Genomic DNA, 14,094 nt, shown 5'->3' with positions numbered 1-14,094 from the left:
TCAATGACTGAGAGATTTCATGTAGCTCTATCCAATAGCCTTTACCTAAGGACGTTACTCCTCATCAAACAGCTTGCCTTGGAGATAGATCTTCTCCAGAAACCGAGTCCTCTCGGACGTCATCTCGCCTAGACATACCTCTCGGTCCTCATTGCGAGACAGGCCCCCACTCATCAAGGTGTAGTAGGCTTCGCAATTGTCGTCTCTAAACTTCAACCACGCTCGTTGGCTTTGCCTTAAACTCTGGCTTAGCTCTTCTTTAGGTACTAGTCCGCCATCAAAGCCACCCGAGTCAATCTTGTGCATGATGTCGCGATAAGTTCTATTGAGCTTCGCATCAACTGACTCCTCGGGACCAGGCGTAACACAGGGCTCCTTGCATCGCTCCTGCGCTTGAGCCTGAAAGACGATGCCCGCTATAGCGATCAGGGCCAGAAGGGCCTGCTTTACTCGTATGGATCGATGTTTTGTCACTTGCAGTTACCTGCCTTACGATACCCGGCCGCCTGCGCCTCAGCCTCGGAACTGAACGGTACCTGATTCTTGGCCGAGACCTTGGTATAGCTTGGGCATCCCTGAGGCAGGTGATAGATGTGACTATTCTTGTTACCAATAATGGTCACAGATGATACAGAGGTGCTAGTAGTAGCCGGCTGAGCGGACTTCGAATTTCGTGCCGGAATCGGGCTGACGATACCCTCCCCTACCGGCTTGTACCCCAGGGTCCACTGGCGCTCACCGGTTACGAACGGGTTGTGGTGGCCCATCACTGCGGCAATACGGTTGTCTCGCTCCTTTTCCCAGGCGGTAACGGGATGCTGTTTGTCCCAGGCCATGAGGAGCTGCTGTTGCTGGCGCGACATGGACAGGTCATAGCGATCGTACATGTAGAACGTTACCCGAGCCGTCAGGCCCTTGACCTCATCGCGGGGCTCGGCTGAGCGGCCGGCAAAGTCAACTTTCGTCTTGCACTGCCCATACTGCGGTGCCACACCGCTCACCATGCCGTACTGGTAGTTGCTTCGATCGCCATTGACCTCACCCACCGAGGGGTAGAGGTTGAAGATATCCGCTTCCATGGCGCGAAATACCGGATCGTCCGCAACACAGTTCTTGCGCCCGCCGTTCTGCCAGCACTGGCGCTGGTGACCAAAGATCCAGGCGGGGACGATATGCTCCCACTCGACGCGCTCGGCCCGGTTCTGCTGCGAGCGTGTTTGATAGCCACAGGACGCCAGGTCAATGCGTCCACCCGACTTGCCGGTCCAGGTCCAGTGGCAGCCGCAATACAGCTCACCTTGAGCGCTGCTCCCCTGGTCGAAATAGACCTTTTGCTTGGCCGCAACCTTGGCCTCGGTGAAGGTTGCGGGTGCAGCCTGAACGGCAAAGGGTACGAGCAAAGCAAGGGAGAGCAGGACTTTTTTCATTACAGTATGCAGGGCAAACGAGACGGGCCGGCATTATAGAGGGTCGTCAGGGGTTATAATAACGGTTGTAGGCTATACCGAAGGTAAGCAAGGTCCTTATACACACGTCCGGTTAACCTCTAGCGAGACACAAATACGGCAGACTGGTGTATCCCTGATAGGTCTTTGTGCTCCCTTTACAGGGCGCAACACCTCCCTGCCCTGCCAGACGTTTGCGGCCATTTTCCTGAGACACAGCGCAAACTAGCCGCGCTGTGTCAGAAATGTGTAAAACAACAAATTAATGGGCTGCTACATACCAGCTCATAGGATTGCTCTGTAAGTAGCAAGCACCTTAGTTGTTTGAACCAAACCTTGACGGAGCAAGATCTCGAGATAGCTATCCACATCAATCGGCGGGTTCTTCAACTGAGCGCGCTGGCGTTGTGCCGCCGATACCACCGCGGCGGTATCTAGATCCAACAGATTGTCCACAAACTCATCTGGATGTTGTGATTCAATACCATAAGGGGCTAACCTCTCTGCCGGAAAATCCCGCTCGTTGAAGGTCACTATCACGCTTGCTCCACAGCGAATCGCAGCAGCGAGTACATGGCGATCGTCTGGGTCAGGCAATGCCAGCCCTTCAATAAGCGCCTCATAGCCCTCAACCAAACCGTCCGGGATCGCACGATCCATTAGCCCAGATGTGCGGTCAATCTGTTCCCTGGTGAGATCAGGGCGGTTGAGCAAAAGGTTGCGCTTCCACTCCTCATGAATTGCCTGGCTCCATCGGGCCCGAAACTGGCCAGACAAACCCAGCCACATCAGAAAATCTCGAAGTGGCGCAGGGTACAAAACACATGCGTCGTAAACAGCTGTGAAGGGGGAATGCCTCATTCGTAACCCATGCCTAGCTCTTGGGACTGCTGGGCAAGTTCGGCCATCGCCTGCTCACTCGCACGCTCACGCGTTTCCTTGTAGTGCATCAGGTCGGCAAACCTCACCCTACGGTGCTTGCCGGTCCGATGATAGGCCAAGACACCCTCTTCGAGCAGCTTTACTAAATGAGGGCGAGACACATTAAGTAGATCCGCAGCCTCTTGAGTTGTCAGTTCCGCATGGACAGGTACCACCTTCACGGCGTTGCCATCAGCGAGTTCAGCCAGGATGTCTACCAGCAGGCGCAGCGCTGAGGTAGGCAGCTCTACCTGATGCGCCTGTTTCTGATCATCAAAGATCTGGATGTGTTGCGTCTCGAACTGGGTTGCTAGGTAGGCCGCCAAGGCACGTTGACCCTGCACGGCCGCCCTTACCTCGCCCTCGGCGGGCATAGTCATCTTGGATTGAGCGGTAGTGACCATAAAAGGCTCCTCGACAAAATCATTCTGTAAATCTCAAGTTAAACGAAATAGTCGAAAATCGCAATAATCGAAAAAACGTTTTCTTTTTTTGGGAGAATGTACCTCTTCACAGATGTCCTGTAACTGCCGTTTCAAACTCTGGGTCTTTGCCGTGCGAGTCTAAACCCTATGAGCTCAGATCCATCGCATTAGTGGTTGTGCTAAAGACCAGTATGTCTCATCGACTTAGCTTCTGAATTTATCTATTTGGCATGCCGGATAGGCAAAGGATGCGCTTGGGCATGTGATTCCTGCTAGCGTACTTGCACCTACAGGCAGGCAACTGACGTATTGTCGTATAGCACTACTATCCGCTTTACGAGGAGATAACCTCAAGAAGCAGTAGCGAACCTATTAAACCCTCAGCCTAAGATGTTGTGGCCCTTTCCACCTGTCTCTGACCGGTTTTCCAAATGAGCATAGAAACCCATATATTCCCTCAAGCCTGGGACGAGCACCTAACTGAAGAGGCTCCTGTTAGCAGACAAAACACCACTCTGCCTACCGGCGCACATACGCTGGGCTTCAAAGACATGTCCTTCGAGCAGTTTGAGCAGTTCTGCTGGTGGCTTTTGAGAAGAGATCACGATCTGGTTGGCTATCAGCGACTAGGGCAGATGGGAGCTAAATCTCAACAGGGTATCGATCTCTTTGCCTTTGAACGTAGCCGTCCGGATCAGCTTCATGTTTTTGAATGTAAATGCAGACGTAGTTTTTCAGGTAAAGAGCTTCTGTCTGCGGTTGACACTTTTTTAGCAGGCGAGTGGGCGAATCGTGCCCGTAAATATACCCTAATACTAGCGCAAGACGGTCTCCAATCGCTTTCTGATTACTGGCTAGAGACTAATCGAAAGCTTCATGGAAAAGGCATCGAGGGTGATATCTGGACGGCCGAACACCTTACAGAAAGACTTCAGGATGCACCTGACGTACTGTTGAAGTTTTTCCCTGGAGCAGATAGCCAGCAATTCGGTAACGCCTGGATGGCAAAGGTGGGCTTCACAGAGAAACTTCTAAAAGCCATCACAGATCCACGGCCTGAAATTGCAAATCTGGCAAATGATTATCTAGTTCACGCTAACCTGAAATCGAGCGAGCTCGAGACACACTATTCTGATGAAAAGCACTGGTCTATCAAGCAACCCTTTATAGATCTGTCGTCGTTTCTCCCAGCACCCGATCAGTATCCAGGCTCAGCTGCAGTCTCCATTAAGCTCCCTAGTACCGGAGGCGTGACCGTAGTTCTTGATCAAAGATGGCTTCTTACTCATTTCTTGGGTAACAATGGCGAGCCGGTCTCTACCAAGACGAGACCCTTTTACCGAGGGACCTACGGGCTGGGTCGGTTCAAACACATAGTTGATCTCAACAATTGTCAGTTTCATGTTTCAGATCAGGTGCTCCAAGAGATAGTAGGGATAGCTGATCGACTTTCTGATACCTATCTCAATGCTCTTCGCAACCTTGAAGCTGAGTTGAAAGCAAACAATTTCCCCGTGGTGCAAAGACATGGCACCCAGTTTGTACTATGCGTTGTTGAGAAGGACGTATGGGATGTACTCATAAGCTTCGCTAATGCTCATGATACAGACAACGGCAACACCACATGGCATATATTTCACAGGGCCTTTAACCGGATAATGCCCTACTCTCCCTCAGGGTACAGGGCCATGTTATTTGGAGAGTCCGTTGATGAGCTGTGTGATGACCATGAGATAGCGATACTTTGGAACGCGTCCAGCTACCATTCCTCTTCTGACAACGTTACCTGGTCCTGCCAGGAATGCTATCGCTGGTTTACACAGTCTTTGCTTCCCGCTGCAGGGCATTGGCATGCGAAGCGAAGCCTGAAATGGCGAAGAGCCTGTTTTAGCCCAATCAAAACCTATCTGAACTTTAAGGAAACTGTTTCCTATTACAGCGGGCCCGAAGCATTTAAAACGGTGCAGCATACGGCCTTGCTCGACAATCACCACTATAGAGAGATTGGTCTTGTCGCAACGGTGAGTATCTTGCAGGCGTTTTTTAACAGTAGCTGGGTTAGCGATCGAGCCTATTTCGATGCGGGCCAATTATCTGCCTTGTATGGGACACTACTGATCCTCTTGCCAGCACAGCGTGGACATCCCAGCTATATCTGCGCAAAATTACATCTCAGCGCAAACTATCCTAATCATCTAGAGCTGGCACAGGCTGTCGAAGCGCTAATGGTTGAAGTCAAACCCTGTACCGATACTCACCTCATCGATAATGTGATGCGCGCTATGCTAGAAACACTTGATGGTGACGCCAGTTGGGTGTCTGCAGCTGATCAAGAACGTATCTTTGGAGCTTTGTTTCCCTTCATGATCTTTCATGACCAGAAGCAGTTGATTAATCGCCACAGCCTTTATCTTTAAGCGATACGGCAAATCTCCTTCGATGAATTAAAGTGTCTCATCATGAGACACTTTTTAGATCAAGTGCTAGCCACCAGCATCTTTCTCACAAATGGCGTTTGGCCTCGCTTTCAAGATGACGCCTAGCCTTCCTACAGTGGTCTCGTCTGCTGCTCACATCATTGCCTTTACTGCTGAAAACCGGCGCCTCCCCAGTGCCTGCAAAATAGCCGAGGCTCCATAGGGTATCATGTTGACAGGCGGTGGCGATTGGCTCAGAGCGCAAGTGCTTAATGTGCCTACTCGAAGCCCCATTTCCGGAGCGTAAAGCGGAGAGAGTGAGCAGGTCAAACACAAGGGCCGCTGTTTCAAGGAGTGGGACAGCCACGGTCTGGCAGGATACAAATTCCGCTCTGCCTCGCTCCTTTAGGACGCCCGCGAACGCTGGTACTTCAATGTAGTGGTTGATGCCGATAGCAAGCCAGGTCTTGGAAAGGGTTAGGTAGGCGTCGACCTTGGTCTGAAACAGATTGCGAAAATTCAGCGATGGCAGCAACCTTGAGAATCGGCAGTTCTAGTGTGATCTAGGGCCAAAGCTTGCCTCGCCCAACACAGCCAAAACAGGAAACGTATCAATACTATTCACGCCAGGATCGCCACCCGGCGCAATAATGCGCTGCACCAGTTCAGCCGCAAGTTGGTAAACAGCTACGGCACCATCATCGTGGGCGACTCAAGCCCTTCGAAACTCGCCAAAACCAAGATGCCAAGTCAGTGCTGGATGCTGGCTGGACAATGCTGGAATGCAAGTCCGCTCCCGCAGGTATTGTTTTCAAGGAAGTAGCCGAGGCATACACCGCTTGTACCTGCTCAGCTTGCGGCATCCCGACAGGTGTCAAAGAGCGTCTATAAGAGAATAGGTTTGCAGCAAGTACAGTATCGGTTACGACCGCGATATAAACGCAGCCAGGATTATTTCTGCGCTCGGGCAGAAGCGCCTATCAGCGGGATACCTGTCTTTTTAGAGCACCGAGGATACCACCCGACCTATAAGAATCGGACTCATGATAGTCCGTTACTATCATAGCTATGCCCTTCATTTCTTCAACTCAGCAGCGAGACTTCTAAAATCTCACAAGGCTGCCTCAGAAATTTCCAAAAGTATTCTAGTATTGATACCAATAGAAGAATTAAGCATCACATCGTAAGCCTTGTAGTTTTAGCGGCCTTTACACAGAGTGTCTCATCATGAGACACCAACGATGTCATTCCCCTTGAGCATAATTGAGAGCGCAGCCTAGCTACTACATATGTGAGGTTTTCTACAGTCGTTCATGTGTCTCATGATGAGACACTTAGACTTCATATAGACCTGACCCCAGGATGGAAGGAACAGAGCTGCGGTGGCTACGCCAAATACGAGATTAGGCGTAAGGGGACTAGGAACCATGCAAGTGTCTCATCATGAAACACTTGCATGCCAAGGCGGAAAACGATACTCAACCCGCCCGCAATAAACGATCTGCTCTAAAAAATACCACATCGCCTAAATTTTTTAGCTGATCATAAGTATACTTAAGCCGCTTAGGCCTATGAGAAAGGCATAAATGTCTCATCATGAGACACCTATTTTCAGCTTCATTCCGAAGCGAAGGGGGGATGGAAGACGATGGATTCATCAAAAGCGACCGTAATTGCTGTAGCCAATCACAAGGGCGGGTGTGGCAAAACAACGACCTGTATAAACCTGGCCGATAATCTAGCCCAGATGGGTAAGACCGTTCTGGTTATCGATATGGACCCACAGGCCAACTCAAGCCTGCATATCGGAATGAACCACCCTGCCGAGATACGCTATACGGCCGCTGAGATGCTGCTAAATCTTGAGCTCCCACTTCAGGCTTTCATTCATACCGATACTCGCGTTGAAGGCGTAGCGCTGATCTATGGGTCAATGGGGTTAGAGACTATTGGGGACACGCTTAAGAATAGTCATCCACGTCCGAATGAGGTGTTGCGGGCCCGGCTTGAGCCGCTGCTGGAGCACGTCGACTACATCATTATCGACTGCCCTCCTTCGCTACAGATTCTCACCATGAATGCGTTGGCTGCATCGACTCATTATCTAGTCCCGCTGGAATCAGGTGCGCCTTATGGAGCCTATGGGCTAAGTGACCTTAACAAGCGGGTAGGGCAGATCAAGCTGATTAATCCCACACTCGAATTCTTGGGCGCCCTGCTAATCTGGCATGACGACAGGTTAAGCCTGTGTCGCCAGAATGAAGAAGATGCAGCCAAGATGTTTGGCAAGGTTATCCCGATCAAGATCGGGACGTCCTCAAAGATCAACCAGTCAGCTGCCGTCAAGGTACCGCTGCGCCTCATCGACAAGAACAACCACATTGCAAAGCAGTACAAGGAACTGGCTGAGCATATTGATAGTGTTGTAACCAAGGAGTATGCATGATGCCCGCACAAAACAAGCAAAAGGAACAGAAGCCGACCGAGGCCAAGGCCGGTAATGCCAAGCCGGGGCGCTTGAATGCTTTCATGGTCCAAAATGCTTTCTCAGCCAATTTCCAGGAACATCAGCAAAAGCAGCTAGTAGGCAATCCCCTGTCGGGCCGTACAATCAGGTCTATTGAGGTTGACCAAATCACCTCTAGCCCTTATCAGCCCCGCCTGGAATTCGATGAGACCTATATTGAAGAGCTGGCTCGATCCATTGAAGAAAATGGTCTAATCGAGGTCATCAAGGTTCGCCCCGTGCCCACCGGGTACGAGCTGGTTGCAGGTGAGTGCCGGCTTCTCGCACATAAGAAGCTGGGCCTTAAAACCATTGATGCAGAAATAGTACAGATCTCTGACGCCGAATCTGCTGTCCAGGCACTGGCAGAAAATATCCACCGCAAGAATCTTAGCGACCTGGAAATCTATCTCTCGCTTGATCGCTTTGAAGGCGCCTTTTCTACCGCCAAGCAGGTCGCATCACTGCTTGAGATGAGCCGTGCCCATTTCTATCGGATCAAGGCGTTTGAAAAGCTTCCCAAGCCTGTTATTGATCTTCTCAAGACCAAACCCAGATTAGTCTCTGCGCTTTCGGCTGCCACTGTTGCCAAAACCATCGGTACACTGTCCGACGAAGGTGTGTCCAAGGCTGAAATTGAAAAGGCGCTGATTGTGGGGGTGCGGGACATGATCAGTGATGAAAAGAAAGTACCCAACCTCTCAGCGTTTCTGACCAAAAAACTGGCTCAGAAACCTCAAAAGCCCGCCGCAGAAAAGGAAGAGATCATTGTAGGTCACAAGCCTGTTGCGGTATTCGAGCGCAAGGACAAGTACCTGCAGGTACGCTTGGACAGCCAGACGTACAGTCCCGAGAAGGAAGAAAAGCTTAAGGCATTCCTCGAGCAGCTAGCACTGGAGGCGTAGATGACTGAGGAGGGCAAAAAGCGAGGCAGGGGCCTGGCCAATATCAAGGCCAGAGCTGAGGCGGTCGAGGCACAGAAATCGTTGCAGCTACCGCTTTGGGCAGAGCCCCTACGCAGTGCTCCAAATGAAATCCTACGTACCGCGCTGTTTACTGCGCGCAATAAAAAGCACCCCAGAGTCTATATCTCCAACCAGATTCTCTCCTATGGACAGACCGCTGTGTTCTATAAGGGTGAGGAGCTGCGTCAGGATGATCTGGACGTATGGCTTCAGATCCTGCACATGAGCAGAGGAAAGGAGCTGGGCAAACCGATCGAGTTTACCTTTTCTGAAATCAAGAAGGCGCTTGGCTGGGGATACGGTAAGTACTATACGCAGCGCCTGATCGAAATCCTGGATCGACTCTCCGCTACCACTGTCCGGATCGAATCCACGCGGCTCAAATCAGGTAAAGGGATGTCGCTGGTTAGAAGCTTCATCTATCAGACCCCTGACAACGAGGTATCAGATGTCTGGTCCGTCGAAATCGAACCGGAGATGGGCGTGCTGTTTGGTATAGACGGTGCCTACAGTACCCGGCTGGAATGGCAGCAACGCTTGAACCTGGGGCCATTGGCAAAGTGGCTGCACGGCTTTTACAACTCCCACAGGGACCCGTATCCGCTGCACTTTGAGATGCTGCTTGAGGTATCTGGGAGCAGCGCAGCGCAAAAGTCCAAGGCCAAGCAGATGGTCAAGGATGCCCTTGAGGAACTGATAGAAGTTGGCTTTCTCAAGGAGATGAAGATTGACGCCAAGGGAATGGTCACTGTGGTCAAGGCAAAGGGCGCTGCTACGGTTTAGCTACTTCCCTCGTTGTAGATCAGGCGGCGTTGAAGCCGCCTTTTTTGCCTGTCTATTAGCACCTGAAAATGAGGTATAGCCAAAAAAGAGCCTCTACCTCATTTTTAGGTTTTGTCGCTTTATCACCGATACCGCTAGCCAACCCTGGGATAGATATCACAAAGGGGCGGGGCCTCCTACCTAAAAATGAGGTATGGATGAGCCGTTTAGAGCAGCTATTAGAAAGGCCTTGTGGGGAGACACAACAGCTCTACCTGCTGCACCTGAAAATGAGGTATTTCTCTGCCAATGGTTAAAACAAAAGTTCTCCGCCTAAAAATGAGGTATTGGCTTCGCGCTTATGCGTGGTTGTATTAAAAGCAGCGAAAATCCTTAAAAAGAGGTCTTCGACCTGAAAATGAGGTATGCACGTTTGGAGTGCACCACCTTCTAGCACCGACCTAAAAATGAGGTAGGAAAGAAAACGGATGGAAAGGGCAAGGTAAGAACAGATTTGAAATCACAGCTCGATGACAGCCTGAAAGGGGAGGGGAGACCTAAGTCGATTTGATTTTCAGGCGTACCTCATTTTTAGGTGCAAGAGGAGGGGCTAGCAAGACGCAGAAATCTATTATGACCTGAAACCAATAAATACTTATATATCAATTACTTATTAGCGTTTTATACCTCATATTGAGATCAGATACCTCATTTTCAGGTCGAGATACCTCATTTTTAGGTCTGCTCAAAAGTGGCATTTGGCAGCATTTTTCGTCTCTGTAAGCCTTGAAAATCAAGGATTTACGAAAAAAGAGGCCAAAACAGGCCCGACACGTACCTCATTTTGAGGAACAAATACCTCATTTTGAGGCGGATATACCTCATTTTGAGGAATGGATACCTCAAATTGAGGTACAGCCTCATCCAATAATATTTTTTAAAATCAGTAACTTAAAGCATTTAATCACAGGCCTTAACCGTTCTTTAACCATCTTTAACCGCTCTTTAACCTACAAAGGGTTCTCTAAAGGAAAAGCTTAAAGCAGTGCGTACAGTGCTAACACGATCTAACGCCTCCCCGTAAAGCGCCGATGTTTTAGCTATAAAACACCGGCGATCCATCTGAGTAGCACATTACATCAGCGCCGAGGCTAACCGCTGTTTTAGTTCATCTTCGGAAAATCTGGAGACCACATCGCTTGGAAACAAGATCTGCACGGCTCCCTTGGGTGTTCGCCTGAGCGAAAAGATTTTGCTTCCTGTCTCGCTAAAAACAGCCGATCCGGTGTTTCGAGTATACGGATTACGGGCCTTGGCAACGGCTCTCACCAGTTTCTTCGCACCCATCTCACCTGAGGCGATTTTTGGGGCAAGCGCAATGAGGGGCTCATAATTGTTCTTGTCTTCTGACAGGCTCAATAGAGCACGAGCTGTATGGATGCCCACCTTTGCAAACGTACCAATGGCCTGGGAGACAGGCTCAGGAATTCGGGTATAGACAAGAATATTGGTGAGTGCCGAGCGATCAATCCCCAGATGAATAGCCAGCGAGGCTTGACTGGGAAAGATGCCTCTATCCAATACCTTCTTGTAACTAAGGGCTTTGGCCCAACTGGAGATATCCTGGCGGTGTTCGTTCTCGATCACCATCTGCTGATACGCATCCTGATCATTCAGGTCGCGTACAAAGGCCTTCACCTGTATTCCAAGGTCCTTACATATTTTCAAGCGTCTGCGCCCGTAGATCAGCTCGAAGCGTCCTGCAGGGGCCTGACGAACCAGAATCGGGATGGATTGCCCATGATGGGCGATGCTATTCATGAGTTCGGACAGGTCTCCAAACTCTTCTACTGGTCGATCGACCAGCTCCCATTCATCGATGAGATCCGGATCCAAATCAATGACCTGGTTAAGCGAAATGGAATCTTTCTTTATCTCCGGAAGAGGGGAGGGCGCCTGTGTAGTGCCCAGGTGTTGCTCTCGGCTCTTTTCAAGAAAAGAAACGTGGCCTTCGGATTTCGATGTCATGGTGACTCCTGGCATGGAGATACAAATCAGCTGTCAGAAACAAGGCCTACAATGAGCGACCCTAAAGCACGAGGATCTCCCACGTCGGCAACTGAAGTTATGTGCCAGAAGACTTTAACGCAGGTTATAGGCGAGCTAGGGCCGTGGTTGCTACCCGCGCGGGTAGGGAGTAGCCGGATTGACCCTACTTATTTCTCTTGACAACGACTGATAGATCTGAATTAAACGCTTGATGCATCATTTGTATTCAACCTGCGACAATCTGGACATCTATCCTATAGGACGGAAGACACTTTGCGATTTATTGATGCAGTCCTGTCACTGGCACTCATAACGGAAATACATGGTACAGACCGGGCGGTAGCTGAGGCAGCCAAACGCTTTTCCAAACAACTGCCCAGACGTTACCGGCAGTACATGTTTGACGTCATGAACAGTCCTTCGCCGCTTCGCCATGTAAGGCTATTCATTTCAACCCTGCCAGAGGATCTCTTTGATCCGCCAGGCCAGTTCATAGCTGAAGAATAAGGAATTAGGTCCGTTACAAACCTGTTGGAAAATAGGCCTGCATATTATTGAATTCGATCCTGGCCAAGTCGCTCCACGCGTATTTGCCAGGGGCTTTGACGAGCACAATCTGCAAGTTTCTTGTCAGGAATTTCCAATTTGGAACGCAGTGCGTACCGAATTGAGCAGAACTTATTTTCTGCTTACAAAAAGACGCGTCGGCTGTGAGTAATCCCATCCTCATTGGGAGTGAGAGCTCTTGGCCAGCAAATACAAATTGCTGCTTCCTAATGAAGATAAATTACGAGTAGAGCTTGCTTGGTTTAGCAGCGGTAATTGGGTTGAAAGAGGGAAAAGGAGGCCTTTGCTTTGCCTTATATTGATAGGCGGCTTATCTCCATTGGTTTTGTATGCCATGGCAGCAGGGGAGTGCATCCTCTATGGACTTCAATATTGCCCAGACTTAGGCGACTCTGAACATGTTTGTAGGGGTAGCGGGTAAGCTGGAAGGAACCAGAGAAGAACCAGAATACGATGTACAGGCTGTACATCGATCGTTCCGATGTCTTTTGAGAAAGTACATTCTGTACATTGTAATACCAGCCCGCTTAAACCTATATCCTATTAGCCTCCCCCTGACGCACTCCCGCGAGCCTTTTTCCTTCCTTTTTCCTTTTCTTTTCCTTGGTCTTTCCTTCTTTAGGGGCGGCTGGTTGGGAGGTGGCTTTTCGATGTATAAGATGTACGGCTGGTATTATGAATGTATAGAATGTACAAAGTGACCAGACTCAATACTACTACCTTATCCGCTGTAGATTCTGGTTCATCCTGCACATCCTTTTATACGAGTTTTGAAATAGCTCGCGCGCGGGGGTTTTGTGCTAAACAACAGGTGTTTAAAGTACGAAAATGACCCTACGCATGTCATACCCCACGATAATGCTATTTCATGTGACCTCGATTGAAAGGGCGCGAAGTATTATTGCCTCCCAGCAGTTCAAGCCGGCAGACCATGCACCTCATTTATCCGATTCAGGCTTGAACGCAGGCATTGTTGGCGAACTGCTAGCAAGCCAGCAATACGAGCACTATGGTGCAAAATTGATAATGGAATGGTCAGGCCCCGTTATTAATGGTGCAATCAGTGACAACCCATTCCCTTTGCCTATAGATACCTTGTACAACGCTCTACCATGGCGTGTTGTTGTTTCTCAGGGTACAACTCAATACCTAAGAGCAGTCGACATCCAGTGTTCTGATCAGGCATTGATGGAAGACGCAAGACATCCCTGGTATTGCCTTACCGAGGGGATGCAGGAGCGATGGAGGCTTAGTGAACTCAAAAAGCGCAGAGATAGCATCAAGCGGCTGGTCAAAGATAAACCCAGCATCTGCGTCAAACCCTAGCGCAAAGGATAACGACTTATGGGTCTATCATTAAGCAAGCGTATCGCACTCTCTCGCGACCTACGCAAAGTAGGCGTAGCGGGCATTTCCATTGGCATCATCAGTCCGTTGTTTGCCAGCCAGCTTGCTGAAGTCGGTCTTGGCTCGTATTGGATCTCGGGCCTGGCACTGGCCTTAGGACTGGTGGCATGGATAGCGGGGTTAGCACTCACGCCTTCTACGGAACAGGTCTGAACAGAACGGCTAAAGCTTCGTAAGCGCTCCATGAACCACACATTCAAAGCGGTTAGCTGATCCCCGATGCTGTGCTCCCGATTTATTTCTGGAGCCCGCACGCCATGATGCGTCCCGACGCCAAAGTCGAAAAAGTCTACCTTTACCCCAAGCCAGTCGACTTCCGAAAGTCCATTGACGGTCTGGCCGCGCTGGTCGAACTGGACATCAAAGTGGCGGTGTTCGACCCCGTGCTCTTCGTGTTTCTCAACAAAACGCGCAACCGCGTGAAGATTCTGTACTGGGAGCGAAACGGCTTCTGTCTTTGGCTCAAGCGTCTCGACTCGGAGCGTTTCAAAACATCGCCTGACCCCACTGACGAGGCCATTATCCTGACCGTTCAGGAACTCAATTGGCTACTCGACGGCTTCGACCTCTGGCGCAACCGCCCCCATCAAGTTCTGACGCCTCGCTACGTCGCCTGATTCGGTATAATCC

Annotated in this window: 13 protein-coding genes; 8 read left to right on the top strand and 5 right to left on the bottom strand. The window is 50.1% G+C overall.

Annotated elements, in window-relative coordinates; translation table 11 throughout:
- Positions 1–54 precede the first annotated feature (54 nt).
- The 4 genes from B3729_RS17780 to B3729_RS17765 all read right to left on the bottom strand — a co-directional run bounded on the left by B3729_RS17780 (position 55) and on the right by B3729_RS17765 (position 2,770).
- The gene (locus tag B3729_RS17780) at positions 55–474 is read right to left on the bottom strand and encodes a lysozyme inhibitor LprI family protein (protein WP_286788575.1); all 420 of its coding nucleotides are present in this window, start codon (positions 472–474) and stop codon (positions 55–57) included.
- On the bottom strand, positions 471–1,427 hold the full coding sequence (locus tag B3729_RS17775; protein ID WP_286788574.1) for an endonuclease: 957 nt from the start codon (positions 1,425–1,427) through the stop codon (positions 471–473). The genes B3729_RS17780 and B3729_RS17775 overlap by 4 nt, the downstream gene beginning before the upstream one ends.
- A 303-nt stretch (positions 1,428–1,730) precedes the next feature.
- On the bottom strand, positions 1,731–2,306 hold the full coding sequence (locus tag B3729_RS17770; protein ID WP_125890168.1) for a PIN domain-containing protein: 576 nt from the start codon (positions 2,304–2,306) through the stop codon (positions 1,731–1,733).
- Complete coding sequence (locus B3729_RS17765; RefSeq protein WP_125890169.1) at positions 2,303–2,770, bottom strand: helix-turn-helix domain-containing protein; 468 nt, start codon at positions 2,768–2,770, stop codon at positions 2,303–2,305. Before B3729_RS17765 ends, B3729_RS17770 begins: the two co-directional genes overlap by 4 nt.
- A gap of 452 nt (positions 2,771–3,222) precedes the next feature.
- Between B3729_RS17765 and B3729_RS17760 the strand changes: the two genes are divergently transcribed.
- The 4 genes from B3729_RS17760 (at position 3,223) to trfA (ending at position 9,462) form a co-directional block, all read left to right on the top strand.
- Positions 3,223–5,208 (top strand): hypothetical protein, encoded by a 1,986-nt coding sequence (locus B3729_RS17760; RefSeq protein ID WP_286788573.1) that lies wholly within the window; start codon positions 3,223–3,225, stop codon positions 5,206–5,208.
- Between the two features lie 1,648 nt (positions 5,209–6,856).
- Positions 6,857–7,654, top strand: a complete 798-nt coding sequence (locus B3729_RS17755; protein ID WP_010799181.1) for a ParA family protein — start codon at positions 6,857–6,859, stop codon at positions 7,652–7,654.
- Entirely contained in the window at positions 7,651–8,619 is a 969-nt protein-coding gene (locus B3729_RS17750; RefSeq protein WP_010799180.1) for a ParB/RepB/Spo0J family partition protein, read from the top strand. Before B3729_RS17755 ends, B3729_RS17750 begins: the two co-directional genes overlap by 4 nt.
- On the top strand, positions 8,620–9,462 hold the full coding sequence (gene trfA / locus B3729_RS17745) for a plasmid replication initiator TrfA (RefSeq protein WP_010799179.1): 843 nt from the start codon (positions 8,620–8,622) through the stop codon (positions 9,460–9,462).
- 1,113 nt (positions 9,463–10,575) lie between these two features.
- Here trfA and B3729_RS17740 read toward each other — a convergent pair.
- Positions 10,576–11,469, bottom strand: coding sequence for a ParB/RepB/Spo0J family partition protein (locus B3729_RS17740; protein ID WP_286788572.1), 894 nt, complete (start codon positions 11,467–11,469; stop codon positions 10,576–10,578).
- 294 nt (positions 11,470–11,763) lie between these two features.
- Here B3729_RS17740 and B3729_RS17735 point away from each other — a divergent pair, with 294 nt between their 5' ends.
- The 4 genes from B3729_RS17735 to tnpB all read left to right on the top strand — a co-directional run bounded on the left by B3729_RS17735 (position 11,764) and on the right by tnpB (position 14,081).
- Positions 11,764–11,997 (top strand): hypothetical protein, encoded by a 234-nt coding sequence (locus tag B3729_RS17735; RefSeq protein ID WP_286788571.1) that lies wholly within the window; start codon positions 11,764–11,766, stop codon positions 11,995–11,997.
- Positions 11,998–12,897: 900 nt separating this feature from the next.
- The gene (locus B3729_RS17730) at positions 12,898–13,383 is read left to right on the top strand and encodes a hypothetical protein (protein ID WP_037031233.1); all 486 of its coding nucleotides are present in this window, start codon (positions 12,898–12,900) and stop codon (positions 13,381–13,383) included.
- Between the two features lie 18 nt (positions 13,384–13,401).
- Positions 13,402–13,617, top strand: coding sequence for a hypothetical protein (locus B3729_RS17725; protein WP_010799175.1), 216 nt, complete (start codon positions 13,402–13,404; stop codon positions 13,615–13,617).
- Between the two features lie 104 nt (positions 13,618–13,721).
- Positions 13,722–14,081 carry an IS66 family insertion sequence element accessory protein TnpB gene (gene tnpB, locus B3729_RS17720; RefSeq protein WP_225441864.1) on the top strand — a complete coding sequence of 120 codons (360 nt, stop codon included), beginning with the start codon at positions 13,722–13,724 and terminating at the stop codon, positions 14,079–14,081.
- Positions 14,082–14,094 lie beyond the last annotated feature (13 nt).

This window comes from Pseudomonas sp. UBA3149 (genome assembly GCF_002364655.1).
In the GTDB taxonomy this organism is placed as follows: Bacteria; Pseudomonadota; Gammaproteobacteria; order Pseudomonadales; family Pseudomonadaceae; genus Chryseomonas; species Chryseomonas luteola.
The sequence above is the reverse complement of the archived record's forward strand: the minus strand, read 5'-3'. Positions and strand labels throughout refer to the sequence as shown.

Excerpts from the sequence above, each read along its gene's own strand:
- B3729_RS17775 (WP_286788574.1), bottom strand. The coding sequence starts at position 1,427 with ATGAAAAAAGTCCTGCTCTCCCTTGCTTTGCTCGTACCCTTTGCCGTT.
- B3729_RS17770 (WP_125890168.1), bottom strand. The coding sequence starts at position 2,306 with ATGAGGCATTCCCCCTTCACAGCTGTTTACGACGCATGTGTTTTGTAC.
- B3729_RS17765 (WP_125890169.1), bottom strand. The coding sequence starts at position 2,770 with ATGGTCACTACCGCTCAATCCAAGATGACTATGCCCGCCGAGGGCGAG.
- B3729_RS17760 (WP_286788573.1), top strand. The coding sequence starts at position 3,223 with ATGAGCATAGAAACCCATATATTCCCTCAAGCCTGGGACGAGCACCTA.
- B3729_RS17755 (WP_010799181.1), top strand. The coding sequence starts at position 6,857 with ATGGATTCATCAAAAGCGACCGTAATTGCTGTAGCCAATCACAAGGGC.
- B3729_RS17750 (WP_010799180.1), top strand. The coding sequence starts at position 7,651 with ATGATGCCCGCACAAAACAAGCAAAAGGAACAGAAGCCGACCGAGGCC.
- trfA (WP_010799179.1), top strand. The coding sequence starts at position 8,620 with ATGACTGAGGAGGGCAAAAAGCGAGGCAGGGGCCTGGCCAATATCAAG.
- B3729_RS17740 (WP_286788572.1), bottom strand. The coding sequence starts at position 11,469 with ATGACATCGAAATCCGAAGGCCACGTTTCTTTTCTTGAAAAGAGCCGA.
- B3729_RS17730 (WP_037031233.1), top strand. The coding sequence starts at position 12,898 with ATGTCATACCCCACGATAATGCTATTTCATGTGACCTCGATTGAAAGG.
- B3729_RS17725 (WP_010799175.1), top strand. The coding sequence starts at position 13,402 with ATGGGTCTATCATTAAGCAAGCGTATCGCACTCTCTCGCGACCTACGC.
- tnpB (WP_225441864.1), top strand. The coding sequence starts at position 13,722 with ATGATGCGTCCCGACGCCAAAGTCGAAAAAGTCTACCTTTACCCCAAG.